The sequence below is a fragment of the Bradyrhizobium sp. JR3.5 genome, assembly GCF_054057015.1.
In genome coordinates this window covers 2544622-2570288 of sequence record NZ_JBSRYV010000001.1, presented here as the reverse complement: position 1 = coordinate 2570288, position 25667 = coordinate 2544622, and the positions used below count along the sequence as shown (strand labels likewise).

Sequence of the window (25667 nt, the reverse complement as noted above, 5' to 3'; positions counted from 1 at the left end):
CGCCCATTCACGCCGGCGGCTGGAAACTCCGCAGCGTGCGCGCCTTGTAGTCGTAGAGCTTGCCGGTTTCGGTCCACGCCGGCGAACACATCGGCACGATGAATTCGGCGGCCATGTCGGGCGTGTCCAGCGTCATCGGGTCTTCGCCGGGAAACACCTGTGCGCGCATCCGGGTGCGGATCGGCCCGGGGCTGAACAGATTGACGCGCAGCGCCGTGTTGGCGGTCTCGTTGGCCCAGGAGCGCACCAGCGCATCCAGCGCGGCCTTCGAGGCGGCATAGGGGCCGAGATAGGCGTTGGCCTTGTGCGCCACGCCTGACGTGACGAACACCGCACGGCTGGCGTCGGACTGCCGAAGCAGCGGGTCCATGCAGCGGATCAGCTGGAAATTCGCGGTGACGTTGATCGCGAACACGTCGTTCCAGGGCTTCAATTCGATGTGGCCGAGCGGCGAGGACGGGCCGGCGGTGCCGGCATTGCCGACGAGGATGTCGAGCTTGCCGTGGCGCTCATGCAGCGCGAGCCCGAGCCGCGCGATGCCGTCGTAATCGGTGAGCGAGAGCGGCACCAGCGTGGCGCTGCCGCCGTCCTTGCGGATCTCGTCGTCGAGCTCTTCCAGCCCTCCTTGCGTGCGCGCCACTGCCACGACATGCGCGCCGGCCTTGGCCAGCGCGACGGATGTCGCATAGCCGATCCCGCGCGAGGCGCCGGTCACGAGGGCAATACGGGAGGCGAGGGGTTTTGTCATGTCTGTCCGTCCGTGTCTGGCGGCGGGTATTACAGACGGAAATGGCCGGGACAAGCCCGGCCATGACGGAATTCTGCGCTCTCGGTTCTAGGGGCCTGGCCCCTGGTCCACATTGTCGCTGTTGGTTCCTTTGCCCGAGCTATCCGGGGACAGCTTCAGGCCCTGGCGGAAGGCAAACACGATGAAGCCAACCAGCAGCACCCCACAGAGGATGCCGATGATCGGCTGCATAGCGTGCGCCGTCAGCTCGCCTCGGCCAGCAGCGAGAGCTGGCGCGGCGGGGCCTCGGTTTCGCTCTGGTCGGTGAGGTGGGTCGGGTAGGCGCCGGTGAAGCAATGGTCGGCGAATCTCGGATTGGCCGGGTCGCGCCCTTCATACCCCATCGCGCGGTACATGCCGTCGATCGACAGGAAGGCGAGCGAGTCGGCGCCGATGATGTCGCGCATCTCCTCGAGCGAATGGGTCGCGGCGAGCAGGCCGCCGCGATCCGGCAGGTCGATGCCGTAATAGTCGGGGTAGAGGATCGGCGGCGAGGCGAGGCGGAAATGCACCTCGCGGGCGCCGGCATCGCGCATCATGCGCACGATCTTCTTCGAGGTGGTGCCGCGCACCAGCGAGTCGTCGATCAGGATGATGCGCTTGCCTTCGATCGCGGCGCGGTTCGCCGAATGCTTCATGCGCACGCCGAGCTCGCGCACGGTCTGGGTCGGCTGGATGAAGGTGCGGCCGACATAGTGGTTGCGGATGATACCGAGCTCGAACGGCACGCCGGAATACTGGCTGTAGCCGCGACCGCGGCGGGCACGCCGGAATCCGGCACCGGCACCACGACGTCGACCTCGGGATGGCTCTCGCGCGCGAGCTGGGCGCCGAACGCCTTGCGCACGTCGTACACCGAGCGGCCGCCGACGATCGAATCCGGCCGCGCGAAATAGATGTACTCGAAGATGCAGGGCCGCGCCGGCTTCGGCGGGAACGGCTTGTGGCTGTGCGCCCCCCGCTCGTCGAACACGATGATCTCGCCGGGCTCGATGTCGCGGACATACTTCGCGCCGATCATGTCGAGCGCGCAGGTCTCCGAGGTCAGGATCGGATGGCCGTCGAGATCGCCGAGCACCAGCGGACGGATGCCGAGCGGATCGCGGGCGCCGACCAGCTTCTTGTTGGTCAGCGCGACCAGCGCATAGGCGCCCTCGATGGTGCGCAGCGCCTCGATGAAACGGTCGATGAAGCGGGTGCGCTTGGACTGCGCCACGAGATGCAGGATCACCTCGGTGTCGGTGGTCGACTGCATCATGGCGCCGCCCTTGACCAGCTCACGGCGCAGGGTGAGGCCGTTGGTCAGGTTGCCGTTATGGCCGACCGCGAAGCCGCCGGCGCTGAGTTCGGCGAACAGCGGCTGCACGTTGCGCAAGATGGTGCCGCCGGTGGTGGAGTAGCGGACATGGCCGACCGCGGCGTTGCCGGGCAGGCGATCGATCACCTCGCGGCGGGAGAAGGCATCGCCGACCAAGCCGAGGCGGCGTTCGCTGTGGAAGCGGCCGCCGTCGAAGGAGACGATGCCGGCGGCCTCCTGGCCGCGGTGTTGCAGGGCGTGGAGGCCGAGCGCGGTGATCGCGGCGGCCTCGGGGTGGCCGAAGACGCCGAACACGCCGCATTCCTCGCGGAGCGTGTCGCCATCGAGATCGGGGTGGTATCTGAGATCGTTGTCCCGGAGGTGGTCTTGTCGAAGATGGTCCTGCATTTCGATCGGGCCCAGGTCGAGATCCATTTGGGCGGCGTGATCGGAAGAGGGTTTGCATCTCGTTCATCGCCTCTCGTAAGGGGCCCAAATAAGTTATCGGCCCGCGGGTTTCTCGATCAGCTTTTTCAAGCTGTCACGCGCAGGTTTGCTATAGCCATCGCCCGACGCCGGCGTTGCCTGATCGTTGGTATCAGCCGCAGAATCGTCGTCCGGCTTATTCTTCTTGAACTTCTTTAAGATGGTGTTCTCGGGGTCGTCAGGCAAGAGCGCCATCAGCCAATCCCCGGTTCCCTGCAGCACCACCCGGGATTTCGCGCCGGTCACCCAATCGGGCCGCTGCTTGTCCGGAACCAGCCAGGTGAAGAACATGAACGCCACGACCACGATCAGGAGGCCACGGGCGAGCCCGAACAGGAAGCCGAGGGTGCGGTCGAGCGCGCCGATCCGGGAATCCAGGATCATGTCCGAGATTCGCACCGTGATGATCGAGACCACGATCAGCGTACCGATAAAGACGCCGGCCACCACGACCACGGCCGCGACCGTGTCGTTATTGAAGTAAGTCTTGGCGGTCGGCAGCAGCTTCGAGAAAGCATACAGCGTGACCAGGGCTGCGGCGCCCCAGGCCGCGATCGACAGGATCTCGCGCATGAAGCCGCGCACCATGGCAAGCAGGCCCGAGATCAGCATCACGCCGAGCAGGACGAGATCAAGTATCGTTATGGGCATCGGCTGGTCAGGTCCGCTGGTACGTTTGGGTCCGCTGTTAAGGGCTCGCGAATCGGCAAAGTCGGTGCCGTCCTAACTGAGGCGCATCGGGGGCATTCGGCAAGGCCGCAACACCACCAGTCCCGCGCGGCGGATGTATAGCGGCGGGGGGCTGATACGTCACGCCTGCTTTAGCTGGTCTCGCGACGGAATCGGGCCGGTGTGGCATTTTTCTCAACCGCATCAGCGCCCCTGGAGCCGCCCTGGTCGTCCCTCGGTGCGGCCCGGCCACCTCGGGGCGTGCCGCGCGCGGCAATCTCGGCGACCAGCGTGGTCAGATTGCCGACGCTGTTCAGCGCGAGCCCGCTATCGCCGCCACCATCGCCGCGGGCCGATTCGGGCAGGATGGCGCGGCCAAAGCCGAGCTTGAGGGCCTCTTTCAGCCGGGCCGGGGTCTGCGCCACCGGGCGGATCGCGCCGGATAGCGAAATCTCGCCGAAATAGACCGCGTCCGTAGGCAACGGCGCATTCACCAGCGAGGAGACCAGCGCGGCCGCCGCGGCGAGGTCCGCGGCCGGCTCCTGGATGCGCAGGCCGCCCGCGACATTGAGATAGACGTCATGTCCGGACAATTTGACGCCGCAATGCGCTTCCAGCACCGCCAGCACCATCGACAGCCGGCTCGGATCCCAGCCGACCACGGCGCGGCGCGGCGTACCGAGCGAGGTCGGCGCCACCAGCGCCTGCAACTCGACCAGCACCGGGCGGGTGCCCTCGATGCCGGCGAACACCGCGGTACCGGGGCTGCCGAGCTCGCGTTCGGAGAGGAACAATTCCGAGGGGTTAGTGACCTCGCGCAGGCCGAGCCCGGTCATCTCGAACACACCGATCTCGTCGGTCGCACCAAAGCGGTTCTTCGCCGAGCGCAGGATGCGGAACTGCTGCGAGCCTTCGCCCTCGAACGACAGCACCGCATCGACCATGTGCTCGACCACGCGGGGGCCGGCGATCTGGCCGTCCTTGGTCACATGCCCGACCAGGATGATCGTTGCCCCTGTCTTCTTGGCGAAGCGAATGAGGGCCTGCGCCGAGGCGCGGACCTGGGTCACCGTGCCGGGCGCGGATTCGACCGTGTCGGTCCACATGGTCTGGATCGAGTCGATCACGATCAGGCGCGGCACCGCGCCTTCCGACAGCGTCGAGACGATGTCCTCGACCGAGGTTTCGGAGGCGAGCTGCACCGGCGCGTCCGCGAGCCCGAGCCGCTCGGCGCGCAGCCGCACCTGAGCGACCGCCTCTTCGCCGGAGATGTAGACCGCGCGATGGCCGGCGCGCGCCATCATGCTGGTGGCCTGGGTCAGCAGCGTGGATTTTCCGATGCCGGGATCGCCGCCGACCAGGAGCACTGAGCCGCGGACGAAGCCGCCGCCGGTGACGCGGTCGAGCTCGGCCATGCCCGACGACAGCCGCGGCGCGTCCTGGGTTTTGCCGGACAGCGATTCCAGCGCGAACGTCCGCCCCTTGCGCTTGCTGCGGATCGAGACCGGCACCGAGCCCGTGGTGTCTTCCTCGGCCAGCGTGTTCCACTCGCCGCAGGAATCGCACTTGCCCTGCCAGCGATTATACGCCGCGCCGCAGTTCTGGCAGACGAAGGAGAGGGATGATTTGGCCATGGAGCAGGTGAGTCGCGCTATTGCCCATGATGCATAGCACGGTTCGGCCGGCGCGCACGATCCAACGAAGACGGAGCGCCTGATCGGACGACAGGCTCAGCGAGAGAAGACCCGCGTTCCGGCCGGCCATCGCGGCTTGTCTCCCACCGGGCTGGCGCCGATCTTCCCATCCGACGCCGCCCCAGAGCACGTCGACGGCACCAAGCTCTCCTCCGATATCACGGACGTAAAACACGTTCGGCTTGGCGTTGATCTCCAGAGGGCCGCCGTTGCCGTTGGGCTGCTGCTTCAACGCGCACCACACGTCGGCCAGCCTGCTCTCGTGGCTCTGACCGAGCCTGGCGAGGATGTCCTTGTCGCTTGCCGCGGCGCTCAGCACATAGGTTTGCAACGATGCGCCGCCGCTATCGTCCTCGACCTTGTCGGTGAAGCGGCGCGCGAAGGTCGCACCCAACCAGGAGATTTTCACTGGCGCGCTCGACGCGATGTCCTCCTTGAAATGTTCCCGTGCGACGAACTTTTCAGCATGAGGGATAGCCGAGGTCGATGACGGATCGGACGGTTCCTCGGTTTTCGGCCGCAGCGCGCACGCCACGCGGTCAATGGCGACAGCCGAACCCGGTTGGCCCGATTTCGTATCGTCTGCGGCGACGCTCAAGGCTTGTGCTATGAGAAAGAAGGCCAATGACAGCGTGAGGCTTAACTGGCGCATCTTGTTGTCCCCGAGTCCGCTGTGTTCGCGGAGACAAGGTAAACCGCATCCTGCAGATGTAAATTAAAGATCGGGTTTCTGGTTAAGGATAAAAAGTGAATTCAACTACAACGCGAATTTGAATCAAATGCGCGGCTGCCCGATCGACGGCCGCACTCAAACGCGGATGTCTCGGCCCGACAACAGCAGCGGCGAATTCTCGCGCGGCGCCAAACCCGTCGGCAAAGCCCGGCAGCATCTTGCCTGCGCTCGCAGCGGATCGGTCCAGCTCCAGCGAACGCGCCAGGACGGATTGTTCGTGTAGGCCGGAATTCGCCAGACCCAGATCGTCTCGTAAACGCTGTCCCCGAAGTGTTCGACATCGGGCTTTGCTGTGGGCCAGAGGGCCGCACCGGCAATGGCGAACGTGACGGCCGCCGCAGTCGTGATCATCATCTTGCGCATCGCGCTTCTGCCTTTCCCGCCTGTCGCGGGTTCTGACAACCCGCGACTGCCAATGCTTCGACTTGCGATCCTGAATCCGTCAGGTCGACGTCAGCCGCTGAGGTGTGCGCTCGATTGCCCACCATGTGTCGCCTGACTCTCGGGATTCGCATCCGGGTCGTCGATCAATCCCGTGATGCCTGCTGGAGCAAAGTTCTTGTCCGCAAACGATCGAGTGCACGCAATGAAGTTGTCATAAGCGCAGTCGCCGGATGGTGGCAATCCGGATAACAACGGGAGGCGAGCGCTAAACAAGGCTCTTTCGGCGTACACCCCGCCAGGTGCGCAGAGCGCCCCGTAGAATTACGATATCCCTGCGAGGATAGTCGTGTTCGTTGCGTCGAAATCCATTTGCGCAAGGCTTGGTCTGCGCAGTCGATGTGAGCTGGAGGCCGCGATTCTACGACGTCATTGCCGACCACAGCAACGCCGTGCCTGCCGCCAGCATGATGCCGTCCATGATCAGACGAAACGATTCTGGCTTCATTTGCAGCACGAAGCGCTTGGCGATGAAGGCGCCGGCCATCAGCGAGGCGCCGGCGACCAGGCCCTTCAGCGCGATGTCGGGTGTCAGCGCGCCGAACCGCTCGAAGGTCACCGACTTGCTGACGTAGAGCCCGAGCGAGCTTGCCGCTTCGGTGGCGAGGAACGCGCCCTTGCTGAGGCCGTAAAACAAAAACAGCGGCACGCTGAGCGGACCGGTCGAGGCCACGATGCCGGTGAGATAGCCGATCAGCGCGCCGCCGATCATCAGATGCCAGAGATTGGCTTTCAGTCTGTGCTGCGCCAGCCAGTGCCGCACCGGTACCATGGCGATCAGGAACACGCCGATCGCGATGTCGACCGCGCGCGAGGGCAAAGCGAGCAGGGTGCGCGCGCCAAGGGCTGCGGCCGGAATGCCGGTGACCGAGTAGGCGGCGCAGGCGCGCCAGTTGACCTCGCGCCACCAGGCCAGGATCCGCGACAGATTGGCCATCACGGCCGCGACCGCCATGATCGGCACCGCCTGCTTCGGCCCGTACTGATAGACCAGCACCGGCATCAGCATGATCGACGAGCCGGTGCCGACGATGCCCGAGATGGTGCCGGCGACGAGGCCGACGATGAGGACGAACAGGAAGCCCACGCGCACTCCGGGACGTGATCCGAGCCACGCCGATGCGTGCCTCGAAGGCGAAGGCTCAGTGTGACCTCACGATTCGAGACGGCGCAAGGGCGCCTTGAACCAGGGAAGTGTGTCGTCGCGCGCCGCGTCAGTATTTCGCGACGACCGGGCCGCCAAAGCGGTAGTTGACGCGCACCGTCACCATGTCGACGTCCTGGCGGATGCGTTCGTCATGACCGCCTCCGGCTGCACCCGGTCCGCCACATCCGGCCGCATTCGCGTGCATGTCGCGAGAATGCGAGAGTATGACTCGCCGGCGGAGCCACATGTTCGATGTCGTCCCGGCGAAGGCCGGGACCCATCACCACCAATGGTTATTGTTGTGCGACATTGAAACGACGAGTCCCGTTCACACCACACGCTGCGGCGTATGGGTCCCGGCCTGCGCCGGGACGACGGCGTGGATGGGGGCACGCGCGCAAACATATCGATCACCTCAGAACCACCCACGCCGGCGCGTGATCGCTGGCGCCTTCCTCGCCACGAACGTCCCGGTCGACGCCGGCTTTCGCGAGCCGTGCCGCCACGTCGGGGCTGAGCAGGAGATGATCGAGCCGGAGGCCTGCATCGCGCGGCCAGCGCTGGCGCTTGTAGTCCCAGAAGGTGAACATCGGCGCATCCGGATGCAGTGTGCGGAGCGCATCGCACCAACCCTGATCGACCAGCGCCTTGAACGCGGCGCGGCTCTTCGGCTGGATCAGCGCGTCCTTGTCCCAGGAGCGGGTCGGATAGATGTCGAGAGGCGTCGGCGCGACGTTGTAGTCGCCGGCGAGCACCACGGGGACCTCCTGCTTGAGCAGCTTGGCGGCGTGGGCGCGCAGCCGCTTGAACCACGCCAGCTTGTAATCGAATTTCGGGCCGGGCTGCGGATTGCCGTTCGGAAGGTAAAGGCTGGTCACGACGATGCCGCGCACCGCGGCCTCGATATAGCGCGCCTCATGGTCGTCGCGGTCGTCGGGCAGGGCGGTGCGGATCAAGACCGGCTCGGCCTTGCGCGCGAGGATGGCGACGCCGTTCCAGGTCTTCTGTCCCTGCCACACCGCGCCGTAACCGGCTTTCTCGAGCGCGGCTGCGGGAAATTCGGCGTCGCCGGCTTTCAACTCCTGCAAGCTGACAACGTCGGGCCTGGCCGATTTCAGCCAGCGCAGCAGGTTCGGCAGCCGGCGGTTGACGTTGTTGATGTTGAAGGTCGCGATCTTCATGCGCAATCGCGAACCTCGATCGCGTCAGGTGGACGGTGCCGTTGGCGCGGCGGCAGGCAATGGCGGCGGCGCAGCAGCGGCCGCTTCTGTCGGCAAGGCCGGAGGTGCCACTTGCGTGGCGGCCGGCTCGCTCTTCTCAGTCGCAGCGTCGCTTGTCGCGGCGACGGCATCGCCGCCCTTGTAGATGCGCACGAAGCGGCGGCCGAGGCTGGTCAGCACCTCGTAGCCGATGGTGCCGAAATGATGCGCGAGCTCGTCGACCGTGATGCCTTCGCCGATCAGCGTCACCATGTGGCCGCGCCGCACGGCATTCTTGTCGAGATCGGTGACGTCGACCGCGATCAAATCCATCGAGACGCGGCCGGCGATCGGGCAGCGCTTGCCGGCGACCACGACCTCGGCGCCACGGGTGCCGTCATTGGCGCTGGCGGCGCGGAAATAGCCGTCCGCATAGCCCGCGGAGACGATCGCAAGCCGGGTCGGCCGGCGCGCGGTCCAGGTGCCGCCATAGCCGACGGTCTCGCCGCGATCGATGTTGCGGATCTGCACGATGCGCGCCTTGAGGTCGACCACCTGCTGCATCGGGTTGTCGGCCTCCGGCGTCGGGTTGACGCCGTAGAGCGCGCAGCCCGGCCGCACCATCTCGAACTGGAATTGCGCGCCGAGGAACACGCCGGAGGAGTTAGCTAGCGAGGCCGGCACGCCGGTGAACAGGCTCGCGATCTCGCGGAAGCTCGCAAGCTGTTTGGCGTTGGCGGGGTTGTTGAGCAGTTCGGCGGAGACGAGGTGGCTCATCACCAGCGTGATGCCGTGATCGCCGGCATTGATCCGCGGGATGATGCCTTGGGCTTCGCTGACCGTCAGCCCGAGCCGGTTCATGCCGGTGTCGATATGGATGGCGGCGCCGCCGGACCAGCCGGAGCGGCGGCAGAACACGTCCCATTCGGCGAGCTCGTTGAGATCGCCGATGACAGGCTTGCAGTCGATCTTCGCGTAGGCGTCGCCGGTCTGCTGGAAGAAGCCGCCGAGCGCATAGACGGTCGCCTGCGGAACGGCCGCGCGCACCACGGCGGCCTCCTCGACGGTGGCGACGAAGAAGGTCTTGCAGCCGGCCTTGGCCAGCGCCCGCGACACCTGCTCGGCGCCGCAGCCATAGGCATTGGCCTTGACCACGGCGGCGCATTCCGCCGGGACCGCGGTCTTCTCGAGCTTGCGCCAGTTGGCGATGATGGCGTCGAGGTCGACGGTGAGGATGCCGGTGGCGGTCGGATGGGCCGCCAGCAAACTGGCTTCGGGCGTCAGCTGCGATTTCGCGTCGGTCACGATGTTCATGGCTCAGTTGTACAAGCGGGACCAGCGGCCTTCAACTGTGCCCCACCGTTAGTAGGAGGGGGGGCGGTCCGGGACCAGTCCGTCCGATGCGAGATCGCCGAACCGGGTGACACTGGCTTCGAAGTGCAGCTCGACGGTGCCGGTCGGACCGTGGCGCTGCTTGCCGATGATGACTTCGGCCTTGCCGAGCGCGCGCTCCATTTCGGCTTGCCAGGTGGCGTGCTCCGGGGTGCCGGGCCGCGGTTCCTTGTTCGCGAGATAGTATTCTTCGCGGTACACGAACATCACGACGTCGGCGTCCTGCTCGATCGAGCCGGATTCGCGCAGGTCCGAAAGCTGGGGCCGCTTGTCGTCGCGGTTTTCGACCTGGCGCGAGAGCTGCGACAGCGCGATCACGGGGACGTTGAGCTCCTTCGCCAGTGCCTTCAAATTGGTGGTGATCTCGGTGATTTCCTGCACGCGGTTGTCGTTGCCGCGCTTGCCCGAGCCCTGCAACAGCTGGATGTAGTCGATCACGATCAGGTCGAGACCCTTCTGCCGCTTGAGGCGGCGGGCGCGCGCGGTGAGCTGCGAGATCGAGAGACCGCCGGTTTCGTCGACGTAGAACGGCAGCGACTGCAACTCGATCGAGCAGTCGCGGATCTTCTCGAAATCGAGCTCGGAGATACCGCCGCGCCGGATATGGCTGGAGGGAATGCCGGTGCGTTCGGCGAGAATACGGGTAGCGAGCTGTTCGCCGCTCATTTCGCAGGAGAAGAAGCCGACCGCGCCGCCGTTCACCGCCTTGGTGGTGCCGTCGGCCTGCACCTCGGGGACATAAGCCTTGGCGATGTTGTAGGCGATGTTGGTGGCGAGCGAGGTCTTGCCCATGCCGGGACGGCCGGCGAGCACGATCAGGTCGCTCGGCTGCAATCCACCCATCTTGGTGTCGAGGTCGCGCAGCCCCGTCGAAATGCCGGACAGTTTGCCGTCGCGCTGGAACGCCTTGGCCGCCATGTCGACGGCGACCGTGAGCGCATCCGCAAAGCGCTGGAAGCCGCCATCGTAGCGGCCGGTCTCGGCGAGGCTGTAGAGCTGTCGTTCGGCGTCTTCGATCTGCGCGCGCGGGGCAAAATCGACGGGTGCGTCGTAGGCGACGTTGACGATCTCCTCGCCGATCTGGATCAGGTTGCGGCGCAGGCTGAGATCATAGACGGTACGCCCGTAGTCCTGTGCGTTGATGATGGTGGTCGCTTCGGCAGCGAGTCGGGCGAGGTATTGGTTGACCGTCATGCCGCCGAGGTCCAGCTCGGCAGGCAGGAACGTTTTCAAGGTTACGGGATTTGCGACCTTGCCCATCCGGATCAGACTGCCGGCCGTTTCATAGATCTGCTGGTGGATGGCTTCGAAGAAGTGCTTCGCCTCCAGAAAATCGGAGACCCGGTAGAAGGCGTCGTTGTTGACCAGTATCGCGCCGAGCAGCCCCTGTTCCGCTTCGATGTTGTGCGGCGCACTCCGATAGGTCGGGGACGCGGCGTCGGGCGCGAGCTTGTGGACGTTCGAATCAATCAAGGCCATGGACGAGCTTATTCTTCTGATTTCGTCGTTACTGAGATTTTCGGCTGTGGGCCGCGATCAAGCGCCAGCCCGGCACGAAGCGAAAGGACGGATGTTTCTTATGCACGATTCACACAACGCAATGTGTGAATCCGGGAGGGCCGGATGCATTCCGCTTGACGGGGATTCGGTCGAAAGGAGGGGAGCGCGACCGATCTAAGATGTGGTCGGCAAAAATTCGGGGCGGCCTGAACCTTTTACCGGGCTGCCGCGCCCAACTGACGGCGAGGTTGGTGCTGGTCTCGGTTCCTCAGACCAGGATGAGGAAAGCCAGCGCGATCAAGGCGGCCGCGACGCCAGTTGCGATCAAGGCGTAGTCGGTTACGAGGTCGCGCTGCGGGTCCAACATCGTCTGGTGCGGTTCTCGGGTCATTCGGGACCACTACGACAGCCCGGAACAGACCTCTGTGAAGCAGATCACATCTGCCGCTTTTTTCTTTGCGGCGGCTTCGCGGGAACGACCCGGCGGATTCCGGGTTGTCTTCGCTCAGGGAAGATACGGCGACGATGGCTCGAGAGTTTCAGACAGTGCGACTTGGACTTGGCCTTGGGCTTGCCCGGGCAGGCGGCGTGGACCGCCGCTGGCTGGCGTCGCTTGTCGAAGCCATGGAGCAGGCGGCGCGACCGGAGGTCCGGAACGTTCCTTGCGACGTCAGCCTGATTTCGGCCGCGGCGGGCTCACCTGGCGCGCCCGGCGCCGACCTTCGCCCATTGCGGCTCGGCCTACAGCCTGCGCAACTAACGGTACCCGTTCTTTCAGGCCTATTCGCCGGCGAGTTGCAGCCGGGGTTTTGCAGCGCCGGCTTCCTTGAGCCGGAGGCGGCCTTCCTCGCGCCCGATATAGTCGCGGGTCATCGGCACGATGCCCTGACGCTTGGTCAGCTGCAGCTGGAAATTCATCATGTTCTGCACCCGGAACGACATCTCCGAGGCGGCCAGATAGAATTCCCACATCCGGGCAAAGGTCTCGTCGTAGAGCCGCACGGCTTCCTCGCGCCGCGCCATGAAGCGGTCGCGCCACGCCTTCAGGGTCTCCGCATAGTGCAGGCGCAGGATCTCCATGTCGCAGATCAGCAGTCCGGCCTTCTCGATCGCCGGCATGACCTCGGAGAGCGCCGGAATATAGCCGCCGGGGAAGATGTATTTCCGGATCCAGGGGCTGGTGACATCGGGACCGGTCGAGCGGCCGATCGAGTGCAGCAGCATGACGCCGTCATCGCTCAGCAACTCGGCGCAGCGCTTGAAGAAGGTTTCGTAAAAGGCGACCCCGACATGCTCGAACATGCCGACCGACACGATGCGGTCGAACGGGCCGGGGATGTCGCGGTAGTCCTGCAGCAGGAAACGCGCCGAATGCGCCAGGTTCTTCTCCGCCGCCCGGGCGTTAGCGATCTGCAGCTGTTCGGTCGACAGCGTGACGCCGGTGACGTCGGCGCCGCTCATCTCGGCGAGATAGAGCCCCAGTCCGCCCCAGCCGGAACCGATGTCGAGGACGCGGTCGCCGGGCTTGATCAGGAGTTTTGCGGCGAGGTGGCGCTTCTTGGCGAGCTGGGCGTCGTCCAGCGTCGCGTCCGGCGTCTCGAAATAGGCGCAGCTGTATTGCTTGTCAGCATCGAGGAAGAGGGAATAGAGGCGGCCGTCGAGGTCGTAATGGCGGGCGACATTGCTCCGGGACCGGCCGCGCACATTGAGCTGCTGGGCGCGCCGCCCGAGGAAACGAACCCAGGCCTGCATCCTGGCAAAGTTCGGCAACATGGCCGCCTGGCCCATCAGGACAGCCAGCACGTCGGCGATGGTGCCTTGCTCCACCACGAAGGTGCCGTCCATGAAGGCTTCGCCGAGGTAAAGCTCGGGATCGACCAGAATGCGCAGTTCGGCGGCCCTGGTCATGAACCGTGCGGCGACGGGAATGCCCGTGCCGTCACCACAGGTGAATTTGGCGCCGCTCGCGGTCGTGAACATGATCGAACCGCGGCGGATGAAGCGCCCCAAGAAAAATCGCAACAATCGGTCCATCGAAGCACCAACGGAACGGCAAGCTGCACACTGACACCACTGGAGCTGATCACTCCAATGTGTCCCCGAGCTAAACATAGGCAGGGAATTGGATCGCGCTATTGCGTTGTGCTCAAAGCCGATATTCCAAAATGTGACAATTGCGTGGATGCGTCACGCGCGCGCTTCCATTCGCGGGATAATCGGCTAAAAGGTGACCGCCGCGGCCGATCCATGAGGCGCAGGCGGCGATTTTTCCGGAATCTGGAGACTTAAGGAATGGTGAGCCGAGCCCTCAGTCTGGCGACGGTGACGCTTCTGATTGGCTGCCTGTCGGCCGTCTCAGCGCAAGCGCAAAACCTCGAGGCCGGCAAAAGCCCCTCCCAGATCTTCGCCAACACCTGCACGGCCTGCCACAAGAGCCCGCGCGGTCTCTTGAAGACCGTGCCGGCCGGCTCGCTGCCGGGCTTCCTGCGCCAGCACTACACGACGTCGAGCGACATGGCCGGCGTGCTGGCGTCCTATCTGATCTCGAACGGCGCCAACGATCCGCGCTACCAGGCCAAGGATCAGCCCAAGGGGGCCAAGGGCCGGGACGGCCGCCAGGAGGCAAACCAGTCTCCGGAGCAGCCGGCCGAGCGCCCGTCGCGCCGGCAGCATCAGGGGGCGGCGCCGCAGGAAGGGGCCAAGGAAGGTGCGAGGGAAGCCGCGAAGCCCGACGCCGACGGTTTGAATTCCGAAGCACGTCCCGCCCACCGCGGCCGGCGCATGGCGCGTCCGAGCGAGACGCCTGATGGTGCCAAGCCGGACGACGGCCAGACCCCGCAAGCCGCGGGCGAGGGCAAACCGTCGCGCCAGAAACACGGCCGTCGCGGCAAGCCGGTCGAGGAGCCGAAGTCGGACGAGGCGCCCAAGGGCGAGGCGGCGGGCGACGAGCCCAAATCCCAGACCGCCGTCAAGCGCGAAGACAAGGGTGAGGCCGAGAAGCCGGCGAAGCCAGCCAGCCAGCCCGATACGGCCAAGGTCGATGTGCCCAAGGTCGATGCGCCCAAGAGCAATGCGGGCGGCGAGCCGGCTGCCATGCGATCCGACCCGGTTCCGCAGGTCACGCCCGCGGCTCCCGCCGCTTCCCCTGCGCCCGAGCCTGCCGCTGCCGCATCGCCCGCGCCCGCCGCGCCCGCCAGTAACCGCGGCCGCGCCGCCGCCGCCGCCCCCGACGACGCCAGGCTCCGGTCCGCCGGAAGCGCCGACCTCGAAGTAATCGCCAGCGCCGGGCCGTGAGGTCCGGCGTTATCATTTGACTGCCACTAGAGTAAAACTCTAGAGTATTGATCTAATAGGAAGGGAGAGCCGGGGGTGAGTACGGCACGCGACGATCTCTTGGCGGCGGGACTGGCGGTGTTCGACCGCGACGGGTTCGAGGGCGCGACGGTGGCCGAGATCCGCTCCCGTGCCCGCGCGTCCAACGGCAGCTTCTTCCACTTCTTCACCTCGAAGAAGCAGCTCGCCGGAACCCTGTTCCTGGAGATCCTGCAGGCCTATCACGCCGCGATCATCACCGCGGTCAACGACACGCACGGCGCTGCCGAAGGCGTCGCGCGGCTGATCCGTGCCCACCTCGATTGGGTCGTGACCTTCAGGCGCGAGGCGCGCTTCCTGTTCGAGATTTCGCGCAGCGAGTGGAGCGAGGAGGTGCGCGGCGCGCAGCGCACCGAGAACTCGCGGCTCACTGATGGCATCGAGCGCTGGCGCGCGCCGCTGCTCGCGCGCGGCGAGTTGCTGCCGATGAGCGCGACACTGTTCTTCAGCCAGATCATCGGGCCGGCGCAGATCTTTTGCCGCGCCTATCTGTCGGGCCGCCATCCGGGTGATCCGCGCGAACAGGTCGAGACGCTGATCGCCTGCGCGATCCGCGCGGTGGTTGCACCAGGTGCGCAGGAGCGAGCAGGAGGGACGTCATGAGCGAGATCGATCCGGACTTTGCGCCGATTGCGACGCGAATTCGCGACAATGTCGGCCGTCAGGGCTTCATGGGTCTTGTCGGTGCTGAGGTGGCCGAGCTGTCGCGCGGCGCGTGCACGCTCGCGGTCGACCGCCGGCCGGAGCTGTTGCAGCAGCACGGCCTGTTTCACGGCGGGGTGACGGCGTTCCTGGTCGACAACGCCGCCACGATTGCGGCGGCGACGTCGCGTGGCCAGCCGGCGCTGACGGCCGAGTACAAGCTGAACCTGCTGTCGCCGGCATCGGGCGATCGCCTGATCTGCCGCGCGCGCGTGATCAAGCCCGGACGTCAGGTCGCCGTCGTTGCAGCCGACGTGTTCTGCATCATCGACGGCAAGGAGAAGCACACCGCGACGGCGCTCGCGTCGATCGCGATGCTCGACGATCAGGCGGCGGCACGAATCCAAAGCCCGGCCTGATGGGGCCGGGCTTCAGTCGGTGGAGGGATGCAGAGACGCTTACTTCTCTTCGGCAGCCGGAGCCGGCGCGGCTTCGTCGTCGTGCTGGGCTTCCGGATCGAAGAATTCGCCGGCGGCGGCGAGCGCTTCGGCGGCAGCGTCCTGGTCTTCCTGACGGGTCGAGATGTCCTCGCCGCGCTTGATCCGTTCGGCCTCTTCGGCGGAGCGGGCGACCGTCACGGTGACGCTGGTCTCGACCTCGGGGTGGACGGCGATGGTCACCTTCTGCGCGCCGATCACCTTGATCGGCGAGTCGAGCCAGACCTGCGGACGGGCAACCGTCACGCCGTCGGCGGCGAGTGCGGTGACGATGTCGCGCACCGTGACCGAGCCGAACAGCTGGCCGGACTCGGAGGCCTGGCGGATGATGATGATGTCGCGGCCGTCGATCTTCTCGGCGACCACGGCGGCTTCACCCTTGGCCTTGATGTTGTTGGCCTCGAGCTCGGCCTTCATGCCGTCATACTTGGCGCGGTTCGCCTCGGTGGCGCGCAGCGCCTTGCCGCGCTTCAGCAAGAAGTTGCGGGCGAACCCGTCCTTGACGCGCACGACTTCGCCCATCTGGCCAAGCTTGGCAACGCGTTCCAGCAGAATGACTTCCATTTTCGTTCTCCTTTAGAGGCTAAGTATCGGGGTTAAGTGGTTGGATCGAATCTCACTCCGCCGGCAAAGGCGGCGGTCTGGTTTGGAGATAGCGCTGGCGCAGTCCGAACACGGCATCGGCAATGCCGAGCGCGAACATCGCGACGATCGGCCAGCCGAACATGACGACGACCGCATAGACGCCGCTGAGCCAGAAGCCGCGATTGGCGAGCGACAGCGTCAGCGTATGCAGAACGGCGAAGCCGACGAACGCATAGGCGATGACGAGCGCCGCGGTGACGATCTGCGCCAGCAGCGCAGGCATCCCGCCGACGAAGCAGATGGCTACCGCCACCGACAGCGCGACCAGCGTCATGGCGGGGAGCGCGGTGGTGCGGAAATCCGGCCACGGCCGATTCAGCCGCCCGGAGGTTTGTGCGATCTTGCCGGCGAGCCACAGGCTCAGCGTCAGCGTGACCATCGCGAGGATCGTTGCGGCGAGCGGCGCGAGGATCACCAGCATGTCGACCAATCGTTCGATATCACCGCTGGGCAGCCCTTCGCCAGTGGTCAGCACCTTCAGCAGGCCGCGCCGCAAGGTGCCGGTGACTGTGTCGGCATCCGACCCGAGCGTCAGCAGCGCGGCGGCCGTGGTGATGACGGCGAAGGCCGCAACCCAGAGCAGGATACGGCCGACGGGATACCATTCGAGCACAGGCGGTTGCGGGGTGGTGCCGTCGCCGGCTGCGCCCGCGATCGGTCGTCCGAGCAGCGCGAGGTGGCCGAGCCACCAGCCGGGCAGGGCGACCATCATCGCAAACGCGATGCAATAGGGAAGTCCGAAGATCACTCCGAGGACGGAGGCGGCAGCGACGCCGCCGATGGCGGCGGTAAACGGTCCCCACGCGAGTGCCGACACCATCAGCGGCAGCGGCGCCAGAAAGTACAGCAGCAACGAGATCAGCGCGCCCGAACTGATCGAGGCGAACATCAGCGCCGACGCGGCGCCGGCTGCAAGTGCGACTATGAGTATTGCGATCATCAGCTGTCCCGCTCCTTTCGAGCGGTTAGAGGTTCCCTGTCGAGAACCCCAACCATCAGCGACCGGACGACCCGGAAGCCTTATGAGAACAAGCGGCCGGCGGCACGAGCCGCCGGCCGGAAACGATTACCTGATCACGTAGGGCAGCAAGCCGAGGAAGCGCGCGCGCTTGATGGCGCGGGCGAGCTCACGCTGCTTCTTGGCGGACACGGCCGTGATGCGGCTCGGCACAATCTTGCCGCGCTCGGAGACATAACGCATCAGCAGCTTGGAATCCTTGTAGTCGATCTTCGGCGCATTCGCGCCCGTGAACGGGCAAGACTTGCGACGACGGAAAAACGGACGGCGGGCACCAGCATCAGCCATGATTCATTACTCCTCGGTCGCAGCTTCTTCTTCGCGCGGACGGCGCGGGCCACGATCGCCGCGGAAGCCGCCGCCATCGCGATCACCACGGAAGCCGCCTTCGCGGTCGCCGCGGAAGCCACCGCCACGATCATCGCGCTCGCGGTCACGGTCGGCCTTGCGCATCATCGCGGACGGGCCTTCCTCGTGCTCTTCGACGCGCACGGTGAGATAGCGGATGACGTCTTCGCTGATCCGCTCCTGGCGCTCGATCTCGGTGACGACAGACGACGGTGCGTCGATGTTCATCAGCACGAAATGCGCCTTGCGATTCTTGTTCATGCGGTAGGTGAGGGAGCGCACGCCCCAGCTCTCGGTCTTGGTGACCTTGCCGCCGCCCTGTTCGACGATACCCGTCATCTGGGCCGTCAGTTCATCCACCTGCTGGGTGCTCGCATCCTGACGCGCGAGAAAAACATGCTCATAAAGAGGCATGGTTGTCCTTTCCTGTGTTGGCGTGGTTTCCGGCGACAAGCCCTTCGAGACCTTCGGAAAGGACTCGAGCTGCTCAGAAGGCGGGAGCACGGGACGACGGGCCGACTGGCCCTGCCACATCAAAATCAACTGGTGAATTTGCTGAGACCGTCCGTTCAGCTCCCGGCCGGAGCCCACGAATGGGGCGCTTTATACGGATTTTGGTCGCGAAGGCAAGGGTCCGCGGAGGGTTCTCGGCCTTTCGGATTTGCCACGGGTCGCAGCCTTCCGGGCCGTTCGGCGCAACTTCGCGCAGTTCCGTGTTGATTTCTTTGTTTGTATGTCATACAAATATGCTAGGGAGGATGATCAATGGGTTCGGAGACCGCCAGCGGCGTGTCTGCGCCTGATCCAAAGCACGCGGTCCGCGCGACGCGGTCGGCGGGGCGCAAGATGCGCTCGCTGCTGCTCGATGCCGCCAGCCGCCTGTTCAAGGAGCGCGGGCTCTCGGGCACGTCGATCTCCGACATCGCCGCAGCCGCGGACGCCTTTCCGAGCCAGATCACCTATTACTTCCGCACCAAGGAGGCGCTGTTCGTCGAAGCCGCCAGCCGCGACATGCTTTACCTCGCGCGCGCGACCGAGCAGGCCGCCCTGAAGGCCCACACGCCGCGGGATTACACCCACGCTTTGGCCGAGACCGTGACCGCGACCGATACGGTCGCCTTCTTCGCCGAGGCCCTGACCCTGACACGGCGCCGGCAGGATCTCGCACCTTTGGTCGAGCGCACCATCGAGCGTCTGCACAGCGAAGGCGCGCGCGCCTATGCGGATCAGGTCGAGCGACACGGCTGGCGCTCGCTGCGCGCGCCCGAAGAGAGTTCGCGACGGTTCTGGGCGATTGCGATCGGCGTGATCGTCGAGGGTTTTGCGATGGGTCGCGCAGCCGAGGAGATGTGCCGCGAATTGCTGCGCGCGCTCGGCGAGCAGGCGACATCGACGTCGACGAATGATGGATCGCGGCTGCGCCTGGTCGGCGATCGCGATCATTCACCCTCAACGGACGGGGAGACCAGCTCATGACTGCGCTACGCATGCGTGCCCGCGATTTCCTCACCGAGGATGAACTGGTCACGGTCCGGCAACGCACGACGTGGAAGGGCGCAGCGCTGATCGTGCATGCCTGGGCCCTGATCCTGGGCGCGATCGCGCTGGTCGCGTGGTGGCCGAATCCGCTGACCTATCTGCTGGCGGTTGCGATCATCGGCTCGCGCCAGCTCGGGCTCGCCATCCTGATGCATGACGGTGCGCATGGCTGTCTCTCGGCGAACGAGAAGACCAATCTGATGCTGAGCCAGTGGTTCTGCGCCTACCCGATCTTCGCCGAAACCCGCGGCTATCGCCGCTATCATCTGCAGCACCATGCGCGGACGCAGCAGGAGGATGATCCGGATCTCGTGCTGTCGGCGCCATTTCCGATCACCAAGATGAGCTACCGCCGGAAATTCCTCCGCGACATCACCGGGCAGACCGGCTACCAGCAGCGCAAGGCGCAACTGCTCAATGCGATCGGACCGAAAGAGTGGCCGCTATCGCAGCGCGCCACCAATTTCTGGCAGAAGCTCGGGCCGCAATGCGTCACCAACGCGGTGCTGTTCGCAGGGCTCGCCGCCGCGGGCGTGTGGTGGGCCTATCCGCTGTTGTGGCTGGTGCCGCTGCTGACCTGGATGATGGTGATCACGCGGATCCGCAACATCGCCGAACATGCCGTCGTGCCCGACAGCGCCGATCCCCTGCGCAACACCCGCACCACACGGGCCAATGTCCTCGAGCGGCTGTTCATCGCGCCGTACTACGTGAACTATCACCTCGAGCATCATCTGCTGTTCTACGTGCCCTGTTACAACCTGCCGCGCGTCCACCGCATCCTGAGCGGAAGCCGCTACGCCGACCGGATGGAAGTCCAGCCGGGCTATGCCGCCGTGCTGCGGCTGGCGACCGCCAAGCCCAATCGGGAAGACCGCCCGGGCCAACTGGTCAACAGCGCCCGCCGGGCGCGGGCCGGCGCCGAGGTTAACGCCGACCAGAATGCCGGTGGATTCTAGGCGGAGCCGGCCCCGGCATCCCCAGGGTTCCTCGCGCGCGGCTTGACATCGCGCCCCCCATCAGTGTCTTACGGCCCGGTCTGAGGCCGGTTGCAAGGCAGGGTCCGGACCCGCTGTGGCGCGTTTCGCGCGACGGGATACCGTTTTCCCCTGCGGCAGGCGCGGCGCTTGGCGCGGGGATCACGCTCAACAAGGTAGGGAGCGCCGATGACGGCAGCATTCACGTTTCCCGGGCAGGGTTCGCAGGCGGTTGGCATGGGCAAGGCCCTGGCCGACGCCTTTCCGGTCGCGAAGGCCGTGTTCGACGAGGTCGATTCCGCGTTGGGTGAGAAGCTGACCGCGATCATCTGGGATGGTCCGGGCGAGACATTGCAGCTGACCGAAAACGCCCAGCCGGCGCTGATGGCGGTCTCGATCGCCACATTGCGCGTGCTCGAGAGCGAAGCCGGCTTCTCGGTCGGCCGCAACGCGGCCTTCGTTGCCGGGCACTCGCTCGGAGAGTATTCGGCGCTTGCCGCCGCCGGCAGCCTGACCATCAGCGACACCGCACGGCTGCTGCGGACCCGCGGGCTCGCGATGCAGAAGGCGGTGCCGGTCGGCGCCGGTGCGATGGCGGCGCTGCTCGGCCTCGACTACGAGGCGGCGGTCGCGGTCGCCAACGAGGCGGCGCAGGGCCAGGTCTGCCAGGCGGCCAACGACAATGGCGGCGGCCAGGTGGTGGTCTCCGGCGACAAGGCAGCCGTCGATCGCGCGGTGGAGATTGCGAAAACCAAAGGGGCAAAACGCGCCATGCTGCTGCCGGTGTCGGCGCCGTTCCACTGCAAGCTGATGCAGCCGGCGGCCGATGCGATGGCAGAGGCGCTGGCCGGCGTCACCATCAAGGCGCCCGCGGCGCCGCTGGTCTCCAACGTGCTGGCTTCGGCGATCACTGATCCCGACGAGATCCGGCGGCGCCTGGTCGAGCAGGTCACGGGGACGGTTCGCTGGCGCGAGTCGGTTGCCTATATGGCCGGGCAGGGCGTGACGCGGTTCTTCGAGATCGGCGCCGGCAAGGTGCTGAGCGGCCTCGTCAGGCGCATCGCCGATGGCGCGGTCGGCGTGTCCGTCGGCGGTCCGAACGATATTGCTGCAGCCAAGGACGCGCTGGCAGCATCGGCGTAAAGCAGCCGGGAAGGAGAATTCGATGTTTGATCTGACTGGCAAGACGGCGCTCGTGACGGGCGCAACCGGCGGCATCGGCGGCGCGATCGCGCAGGCGCTGCATGCGCAGGGCGCGACGGTCGCGATTTCGGGGACGCGGCGCGAGGTGCTGGACGGCTTCGCGGCCAAGCTCGGCGAGCGCGTTCATGTGCTGCCGTGCAATCTCTCGAGCAAGGATGACGTCGAGGCGCTGGTGCCGGCGGCGGAAGCAGCGATGGGGCAGGTCGATATCCTGATCGCGAATGCCGGCATCACCCGCGACAACCTGTTCGTGCAGCTGCGCGATGAGGATTGGGACGACGTGATTGCGGTCAACCTGACCGCGACATTCCGCCTGGCGCGCGCGGCGACCAAATTGATGATGCGCAAGCGCTTCGGCCGCATCATCGCGATCACCTCGATCGTCGGCGTCACCGGCAATCCGGGGCAGGGCAACTACACCGCGTCGAAGGCCGGCATCATCGGCCTGATCAAGACGCTGGGCGCCGAATACGCCAAGCGCGGCGTGACCGCGAACTGCATCGCGCCGGGCTTCATCAAGACGCCGATGACGGATGCGCTCAACGACAAGCAGCGCGAAACCATCCTGGCGAAGGTTCCTGCGGCGCGGCTCGGAACGCCCGAGGATATCGCTGCGGCAGCGGTCTATCTGGCCTCGAACGAGGCCGCCTACGTCACCGGACAGACGATTCACGTCAACGGCGGGATGGCTATGATTTGAGCTGGTTGCTGGCTCTCGCAATGCGGCGAAAAGCCGTTTTCGGGAGCCGGTTCAGGCGTGTAGTCAAGGCTTGGGAAGTATGATAGCTGAACCCCCCATGGATGGGCAAAGAACGCCATTGCAGGATTTTGAAACCCTGTATATTGGCGTGGCGACGCCTGCCGTTCGCCGGGGCTTTAGTCGGCTACGACCGGGCCGAATCAAGACTATGCGCGACTGAGTAATCGAGACGACCACGATGGCTCGTATCGTCTTGGGGTCGGGTCCAATGGAACAACGAGGTTGAACGATGAGTGAGATTGGCGAGCGGGTTAAGAAGATTGTGGTCGAGCACCTTGGTGTCGAACCCGAGAAGGTGGTCGATAGCGCGAGCTTCATCGATGACCTCGGCGCCGACAGCCTCGACACGGTCGAGCTCGTGATGGCTTTCGAAGAAGAATTCGGTTGCGAGATTCCCGACGACGCCGCGGAGACGATTCTGACCGTGGGCGACGCGACCAAGTTTCTTGAGAAGAACGCGAAGAGCTGACGCCGATCGCGAAGTTGACGGGGCCGGACGGACCGTGTTCGAGCGGTCCCCCGGCTTCTTATTATTAGCCGCGCATTGCCGGCCGGAGACGTGGAAATGAGACGAGTTGTCGTCACGGGGCTGGGCATGCTTACACCGCTCGGCTGCGGTGTTGACGCAACTTGGACGCGCATCCTCGCCGGAGAGAGCGGCGGCAAGAAGATCGACACCTTCGAAGTGTCCGACCTGCCGAGCCAGGTTGCCTGCTACATTCCACGCGGCGACGGCTCCAACGGCACCTTCAATCCCGATCAGTGGATGGAGCCGAAGGACCAGCGCAAGGTCGACGACTTCATCCTCTACGCGATGTGCGCGGCCAGGCAGGCGCTCGACGACGCCAACTGGCATCCGAAGTCCGATGAGGACCAGTTCGCGACCGGCACGATGATCGGCTCCGGCATCGGCGGCCTCACCGGCATTGCCGAGACCGCGGTGCTGCTCAAGGAACGTGGACCGCGCAGGGTCTCTCCCTTCTTCATTCCGGGCCGCCTGATCAATCTGGCGTCCGGCTACGTCTCGATCGAGCACGGCCTGAAGGGCCCCAATCATTCGGTCGTCACGGCCTGCTCGACCGGCGCGCACGCGGTCGGCGACGCGGCGCGGCTGATCGCGCTCGGCGATGCCGACGTGATGGTCGCGGGTGGCGCCGAATCGCCGATCTCCCGCATCGGCATCGCAGGCTTCTGCGCGGCGCGTGCGCTGTCCACCGGCTTCAACGACACGCCGGAAAAGGCATCGCGGCCCTACGACAAGGACCGCGACGGCTTCGTGATGGGCGAGGGCGCCGGCGTCCTCGTGCTCGAGGAATACGAGCACGCCAAACAGCGTGGTGCGAAGATCTATGCCGAGGTCACCGGCTACGGCCTGTCGGGCGATGCCTTCCACATCACCTCGCCGCCGCCGGACGGCAATGGCGGCTTCCGCAGCATGAGCATGGCGCTGAAGCGCGCCGGCCTCGTCGCATCCGATCTCGACTACATCAACGCGCACGGCACCTCGACGCAGGTCGGCGACGAGATCGAGCTCGGCGCGGTCGAGCGCCTGCTCGGCAATGCGGCTTCGAAGGTTTCGATGTCGTCGACCAAGTCGGCGACCGGACATCTGCTCGGCGCCGCCGGTGCGATCGAGGCGATCTTCGCGGTGCTGGCGATTCGCGATAATGTGGTGCCGCCGACCATCAATCTCGACAATCCGTCGGTGCAAACGGCGATCGATCTTGTGCCGCATACGTCGCGCAAGCGTGACGTGAATGTGGCGCTGTCCAATTCCTTCGGTTTCGGTGGCACAAACGCCTCCGTGATCGTGCAGCGCGTGACCAATTAGTAGGTCTTTAGAACTAGTCCACCGTTTTGCCGTATTCCGCGGTGACTCCTAATAGCGGGCGTATGCTATTGGCAGGGCAGGGGTTTGTCCGGCCACGATTCAACCGGCAGGATATTGGTTTGCATCGATGAGTGAGAGGCCGCCCATTTCACCGAGGAGTCCACGTGCCGCGCTGGAGCCCGAACAGGTTCCGCCGCCGCCCAAGCGCTCGGATCGTGCCCGCAATCCTTTCGTGATCGTCGGCAATGCCATCTTCACCATCCTGATCATCCTGATGATCGGCGCCGGCGCCACCTACTACTACGGCAAGCAGACGCTGGAATCGCCGGGGCCGCTGCAGGAAGACAAGATCGTCAACATCCCCGCGCGCGCCGGCAAGCGTGACATCGCCGACGTGCTGTCGCGCGAGGGCGTGATCAACGTCAATCCGTGGGTCTTCATCGGCAGCGTGTTTGCGCTGAAGGCGAGCTCCGACCTCAAGCCCGGCGAATATTCGTTCCAGAAGAATGCGAGCCTGCGCGACGTCATCGCCACCATCGTCGACGGCAAGGTGGTGCAGCACGCCATCACCATCCCGGAAGGTCTGACCTCGGAGCAGATCGTGACGCGGCTCACCGACAACGACATCTTCACCGGCTCGGTGCGCGAGATTCCGCGCGAGGGCACGCTGTTGCCGGAGACCTACAAATTCCCGCGCGGCACCACGCGCGACCAGGTGATCCAGCGCCTGCAGCAGGCGCAGAAGCGCGTGCTCGCCGAGATCTGGGAACGCCGCAACACCGATTCGCCGCTGAAATCGCCGGACCAGCTGGTGACGCTGGCCTCGATCGTCGAGAAGGAAACCGGCCGCGCCGACGAGCGCAGCCGTGTCGCCGCCGTGTTCGTCAATCGCCTGCGGCAGAGGATGAAGCTGCAGTCCGACCCGACCATCATCTACGGATTGGTGGGCGGCAAGGGAACGCTGGGGCGTCCGATCAAGCGCAGCGAGATCACGCAGCCGTCGCCCTACAACACCTATGTGATCGACGGCCTGCCGCCGGGACCGATCGCCAATCCCGGCCGCGCCTCGCTGGAGGCGACCGCCAATCCGGCGCGCACCCGCGACCTGTTCTTCGTTGCTGACGGAACCGGCGGCCACGCCTTTACCGAAACTTACGATCAGCACGCCAAGAACGTCGCCAAGCTGCGCGCGTCGGAAAAGCAGATCCAGAACGACACCGTCGAGCCCGCGGATGATCTGGCGCCGGCCGCTGCGGCGCCCGGCGCGGCCGATACCAATCCCACGGCGGCCACGCCGCCGAAGCCCACCAATCAGAAGAAGCTGCCGCGCAGCGGTCGCCAGGGCGCAGCCCAGCAGACCAGTTCGCCGCCTGTTGTGCAGCGCTAAAGCGCGATGCGATCATCGCGCTTTAGCTTCTTGTTCGAGCATAGTCTTTCGGAAATCCGCTTCACAGTTTTCCGGACCATGCCGTAGCTCTGCATTTGCCGAG

Annotated in this window: 26 protein-coding genes and 1 pseudogene; 10 read left to right on the top strand and 17 right to left on the bottom strand. The window is 65.5% G+C overall.

What is annotated here, in order from left to right; genetic code table 11:
- Positions 1-7 precede the first annotated feature (7 nt).
- From ACVWW1_RS12915 to ACVWW1_RS12855, 13 genes and pseudogenes are all read right to left on the bottom strand, one after another.
- Entirely contained in the window at positions 8-748 is a 741-nt protein-coding gene (locus ACVWW1_RS12915; RefSeq protein WP_456656028.1) for an SDR family NAD(P)-dependent oxidoreductase, read from the bottom strand.
- Positions 749-835: 87 nt separating this feature from the next.
- A complete protein-coding gene (locus tag ACVWW1_RS12910) occupies positions 836-979 on the bottom strand; it encodes a hypothetical protein (RefSeq protein WP_456656027.1) in 144 nt (47 codons plus the stop codon).
- 11 nt (positions 980-990) lie between these two features.
- Positions 991-2492: pseudogene (gene purF / locus ACVWW1_RS12905) on the bottom strand (amidophosphoribosyltransferase).
- A gap of 93 nt (positions 2493-2585) precedes the next feature.
- Positions 2586-3221, bottom strand: coding sequence for a CvpA family protein (locus ACVWW1_RS12900; RefSeq protein WP_050406454.1), 636 nt, complete (start codon positions 3219-3221; stop codon positions 2586-2588).
- 170 nt (positions 3222-3391) lie between these two features.
- Complete coding sequence (radA, locus tag ACVWW1_RS12895; RefSeq protein ID WP_456656026.1) at positions 3392-4873, bottom strand: DNA repair protein RadA; 1482 nt, start codon at positions 4871-4873, stop codon at positions 3392-3394.
- Positions 4821-5585, bottom strand: coding sequence for a hypothetical protein (locus ACVWW1_RS12890; protein ID WP_456656025.1), 765 nt, complete (start codon positions 5583-5585; stop codon positions 4821-4823). Before ACVWW1_RS12890 ends, radA begins: the two co-directional genes overlap by 53 nt.
- 156 nt (positions 5586-5741) lie before the next feature.
- Positions 5742-6029: a hypothetical protein gene (locus tag ACVWW1_RS12885; RefSeq protein WP_456656024.1), complete on the bottom strand. Its 288-nt coding sequence runs from the start codon at positions 6027-6029 to the stop codon at positions 5742-5744.
- A gap of 439 nt (positions 6030-6468) precedes the next feature.
- Positions 6469-7194, bottom strand: a complete 726-nt coding sequence (locus tag ACVWW1_RS12880) for a sulfite exporter TauE/SafE family protein (RefSeq protein ID WP_456656023.1) — start codon at positions 7192-7194, stop codon at positions 6469-6471.
- 127 nt (positions 7195-7321) lie between these two features.
- Positions 7322-7459 carry a hypothetical protein gene (locus ACVWW1_RS12875; protein WP_456656705.1) on the bottom strand — a complete coding sequence of 46 codons (138 nt, stop codon included), beginning with the start codon at positions 7457-7459 and terminating at the stop codon, positions 7322-7324.
- Between the two features lie 205 nt (positions 7460-7664).
- Entirely contained in the window at positions 7665-8435 is a 771-nt protein-coding gene (gene xth, locus ACVWW1_RS12870; protein ID WP_456656022.1) for an exodeoxyribonuclease III, read from the bottom strand.
- Positions 8436-8459: 24 nt separating this feature from the next.
- Positions 8460-9767, bottom strand: a complete 1308-nt coding sequence (gene alr / locus ACVWW1_RS12865) for an alanine racemase (protein ID WP_456656021.1) — start codon at positions 9765-9767, stop codon at positions 8460-8462.
- Positions 9768-9815: 48 nt separating this feature from the next.
- Complete coding sequence (locus ACVWW1_RS12860; RefSeq protein ID WP_456656020.1) at positions 9816-11324, bottom strand: replicative DNA helicase; 1509 nt, start codon at positions 11322-11324, stop codon at positions 9816-9818.
- An 801-nt stretch (positions 11325-12125) separates the two neighbouring features.
- Entirely contained in the window at positions 12126-13379 is a 1254-nt protein-coding gene (locus tag ACVWW1_RS12855; RefSeq protein WP_456656019.1) for a class I SAM-dependent methyltransferase, read from the bottom strand.
- A 258-nt stretch (positions 13380-13637) separates the two neighbouring features.
- Between ACVWW1_RS12855 and ACVWW1_RS12850 the strand changes: the two genes are divergently transcribed.
- The 3 genes from ACVWW1_RS12850 (at position 13638) to ACVWW1_RS12840 (ending at position 15778) form a co-directional block, all read left to right on the top strand.
- Positions 13638-14639: a hypothetical protein gene (locus ACVWW1_RS12850; protein ID WP_456656018.1), complete on the top strand. Its 1002-nt coding sequence runs from the start codon at positions 13638-13640 to the stop codon at positions 14637-14639.
- A gap of 75 nt (positions 14640-14714) precedes the next feature.
- A complete protein-coding gene (locus ACVWW1_RS12845) occupies positions 14715-15320 on the top strand; it encodes a TetR/AcrR family transcriptional regulator (RefSeq protein WP_456656017.1) in 606 nt (201 codons plus the stop codon).
- A complete protein-coding gene (locus ACVWW1_RS12840) occupies positions 15317-15778 on the top strand; it encodes a PaaI family thioesterase (RefSeq protein ID WP_456656016.1) in 462 nt (153 codons plus the stop codon). Before ACVWW1_RS12845 ends, ACVWW1_RS12840 begins: the two co-directional genes overlap by 4 nt.
- 39 nt (positions 15779-15817) lie before the next feature.
- Here the strand turns inward: ACVWW1_RS12840 and rplI are convergent, their stop codons facing one another.
- The 4 genes from rplI to rpsF form a co-directional block, all read right to left on the bottom strand.
- On the bottom strand, positions 15818-16420 hold the full coding sequence (rplI, locus tag ACVWW1_RS12835) for a 50S ribosomal protein L9 (protein WP_176531775.1): 603 nt from the start codon (positions 16418-16420) through the stop codon (positions 15818-15820).
- Positions 16421-16472: 52 nt separating this feature from the next.
- Positions 16473-17441 carry a hypothetical protein gene (locus tag ACVWW1_RS12830; RefSeq protein WP_456656015.1) on the bottom strand — a complete coding sequence of 323 codons (969 nt, stop codon included), beginning with the start codon at positions 17439-17441 and terminating at the stop codon, positions 16473-16475.
- A gap of 126 nt (positions 17442-17567) precedes the next feature.
- A complete protein-coding gene (rpsR, locus tag ACVWW1_RS12825) occupies positions 17568-17807 on the bottom strand; it encodes a 30S ribosomal protein S18 (RefSeq protein ID WP_016844287.1) in 240 nt (79 codons plus the stop codon).
- 6 nt (positions 17808-17813) lie between these two features.
- The gene (gene rpsF / locus ACVWW1_RS12820; RefSeq protein ID WP_176535073.1) at positions 17814-18281 is read right to left on the bottom strand and encodes a 30S ribosomal protein S6; all 468 of its coding nucleotides are present in this window, start codon (positions 18279-18281) and stop codon (positions 17814-17816) included.
- Positions 18282-18632: 351 nt separating this feature from the next.
- Here rpsF and ACVWW1_RS12815 point away from each other — a divergent pair, with 351 nt between their 5' ends.
- From ACVWW1_RS12815 to mltG, 7 genes are all read left to right on the top strand, one after another.
- A complete protein-coding gene (locus ACVWW1_RS12815) occupies positions 18633-19343 on the top strand; it encodes a TetR/AcrR family transcriptional regulator C-terminal domain-containing protein (protein ID WP_176531773.1) in 711 nt (236 codons plus the stop codon).
- On the top strand, positions 19340-20365 hold the full coding sequence (locus tag ACVWW1_RS12810) for a fatty acid desaturase family protein (protein WP_456656014.1): 1026 nt from the start codon (positions 19340-19342) through the stop codon (positions 20363-20365). Before ACVWW1_RS12815 ends, ACVWW1_RS12810 begins: the two co-directional genes overlap by 4 nt.
- A gap of 207 nt (positions 20366-20572) precedes the next feature.
- Positions 20573-21526 (top strand): ACP S-malonyltransferase, encoded by a 954-nt coding sequence (fabD, locus tag ACVWW1_RS12805; RefSeq protein ID WP_456656013.1) that lies wholly within the window; start codon positions 20573-20575, stop codon positions 21524-21526.
- 22 nt (positions 21527-21548) lie between these two features.
- A complete protein-coding gene (gene fabG / locus ACVWW1_RS12800) occupies positions 21549-22286 on the top strand; it encodes a 3-oxoacyl-[acyl-carrier-protein] reductase (protein ID WP_024581467.1) in 738 nt (245 codons plus the stop codon).
- A gap of 289 nt (positions 22287-22575) precedes the next feature.
- Positions 22576-22815 carry an acyl carrier protein gene (locus ACVWW1_RS12795; protein ID WP_002716125.1) on the top strand — a complete coding sequence of 80 codons (240 nt, stop codon included), beginning with the start codon at positions 22576-22578 and terminating at the stop codon, positions 22813-22815.
- A gap of 96 nt (positions 22816-22911) precedes the next feature.
- Positions 22912-24177: a beta-ketoacyl-ACP synthase II gene (gene fabF / locus ACVWW1_RS12790; RefSeq protein WP_456656012.1), complete on the top strand. Its 1266-nt coding sequence runs from the start codon at positions 22912-22914 to the stop codon at positions 24175-24177.
- A 127-nt stretch (positions 24178-24304) separates the two neighbouring features.
- Positions 24305-25564 carry an endolytic transglycosylase MltG gene (gene mltG, locus ACVWW1_RS12785; protein ID WP_456656011.1) on the top strand — a complete coding sequence of 420 codons (1260 nt, stop codon included), beginning with the start codon at positions 24305-24307 and terminating at the stop codon, positions 25562-25564.
- Positions 25565-25667: the final 103 nt, after the last annotated feature.

What these genes read in the sequence shown, in the direction of transcription:
- ACVWW1_RS12915 (WP_456656028.1), bottom strand. Translation starts at nt 748, where the DNA reads ATGACAAAACCCCTCGCCTCCCGTATTGCCCTCGTGACCGGCGCCTCG.
- ACVWW1_RS12910 (WP_456656027.1), bottom strand. Translation starts at nt 979, where the DNA reads ATGCAGCCGATCATCGGCATCCTCTGTGGGGTGCTGCTGGTTGGCTTC.
- ACVWW1_RS12900 (WP_050406454.1), bottom strand. Translation starts at nt 3,221, where the DNA reads ATGCCCATAACGATACTTGATCTCGTCCTGCTCGGCGTGATGCTGATC.
- radA (WP_456656026.1), bottom strand. Translation starts at nt 4,873, where the DNA reads ATGGCCAAATCATCCCTCTCCTTCGTCTGCCAGAACTGCGGCGCGGCG.
- ACVWW1_RS12890 (WP_456656025.1), bottom strand. Translation starts at nt 5,585, where the DNA reads ATGCGCCAGTTAAGCCTCACGCTGTCATTGGCCTTCTTTCTCATAGCA.
- ACVWW1_RS12885 (WP_456656024.1), bottom strand. Translation starts at nt 6,029, where the DNA reads ATGCGCAAGATGATGATCACGACTGCGGCGGCCGTCACGTTCGCCATT.
- ACVWW1_RS12875 (WP_456656705.1), bottom strand. Translation starts at nt 7,459, where the DNA reads ATGCACGCGAATGCGGCCGGATGTGGCGGACCGGGTGCAGCCGGAGGC.
- xth (WP_456656022.1), bottom strand. Translation starts at nt 8,435, where the DNA reads ATGAAGATCGCGACCTTCAACATCAACAACGTCAACCGCCGGCTGCCG.
- alr (WP_456656021.1), bottom strand. Translation starts at nt 9,767, where the DNA reads ATGAACATCGTGACCGACGCGAAATCGCAGCTGACGCCCGAAGCCAGT.
- ACVWW1_RS12860 (WP_456656020.1), bottom strand. Translation starts at nt 11,324, where the DNA reads ATGGCCTTGATTGATTCGAACGTCCACAAGCTCGCGCCCGACGCCGCG.
- ACVWW1_RS12855 (WP_456656019.1), bottom strand. Translation starts at nt 13,379, where the DNA reads ATGGACCGATTGTTGCGATTTTTCTTGGGGCGCTTCATCCGCCGCGGT.
- ACVWW1_RS12850 (WP_456656018.1), top strand. Translation starts at nt 13,638, where the DNA reads ATGGTGAGCCGAGCCCTCAGTCTGGCGACGGTGACGCTTCTGATTGGC.
- ACVWW1_RS12840 (WP_456656016.1), top strand. Translation starts at nt 15,317, where the DNA reads ATGAGCGAGATCGATCCGGACTTTGCGCCGATTGCGACGCGAATTCGC.
- rplI (WP_176531775.1), bottom strand. Translation starts at nt 16,420, where the DNA reads ATGGAAGTCATTCTGCTGGAACGCGTTGCCAAGCTTGGCCAGATGGGC.
- ACVWW1_RS12830 (WP_456656015.1), bottom strand. Translation starts at nt 17,441, where the DNA reads ATGATCGCAATACTCATAGTCGCACTTGCAGCCGGCGCCGCGTCGGCG.
- rpsR (WP_016844287.1), bottom strand. Translation starts at nt 17,807, where the DNA reads ATGGCTGATGCTGGTGCCCGCCGTCCGTTTTTCCGTCGTCGCAAGTCT.
- rpsF (WP_176535073.1), bottom strand. Translation starts at nt 18,281, where the DNA reads ATGCCTCTTTATGAGCATGTTTTTCTCGCGCGTCAGGATGCGAGCACC.
- ACVWW1_RS12815 (WP_176531773.1), top strand. Translation starts at nt 18,633, where the DNA reads ATGGGTTCGGAGACCGCCAGCGGCGTGTCTGCGCCTGATCCAAAGCAC.
- ACVWW1_RS12810 (WP_456656014.1), top strand. Translation starts at nt 19,340, where the DNA reads ATGACTGCGCTACGCATGCGTGCCCGCGATTTCCTCACCGAGGATGAA.
- fabD (WP_456656013.1), top strand. Translation starts at nt 20,573, where the DNA reads ATGACGGCAGCATTCACGTTTCCCGGGCAGGGTTCGCAGGCGGTTGGC.
- fabG (WP_024581467.1), top strand. Translation starts at nt 21,549, where the DNA reads ATGTTTGATCTGACTGGCAAGACGGCGCTCGTGACGGGCGCAACCGGC.
- ACVWW1_RS12795 (WP_002716125.1), top strand. Translation starts at nt 22,576, where the DNA reads ATGAGTGAGATTGGCGAGCGGGTTAAGAAGATTGTGGTCGAGCACCTT.
- fabF (WP_456656012.1), top strand. Translation starts at nt 22,912, where the DNA reads ATGAGACGAGTTGTCGTCACGGGGCTGGGCATGCTTACACCGCTCGGC.
- mltG (WP_456656011.1), top strand. Translation starts at nt 24,305, where the DNA reads ATGAGTGAGAGGCCGCCCATTTCACCGAGGAGTCCACGTGCCGCGCTG.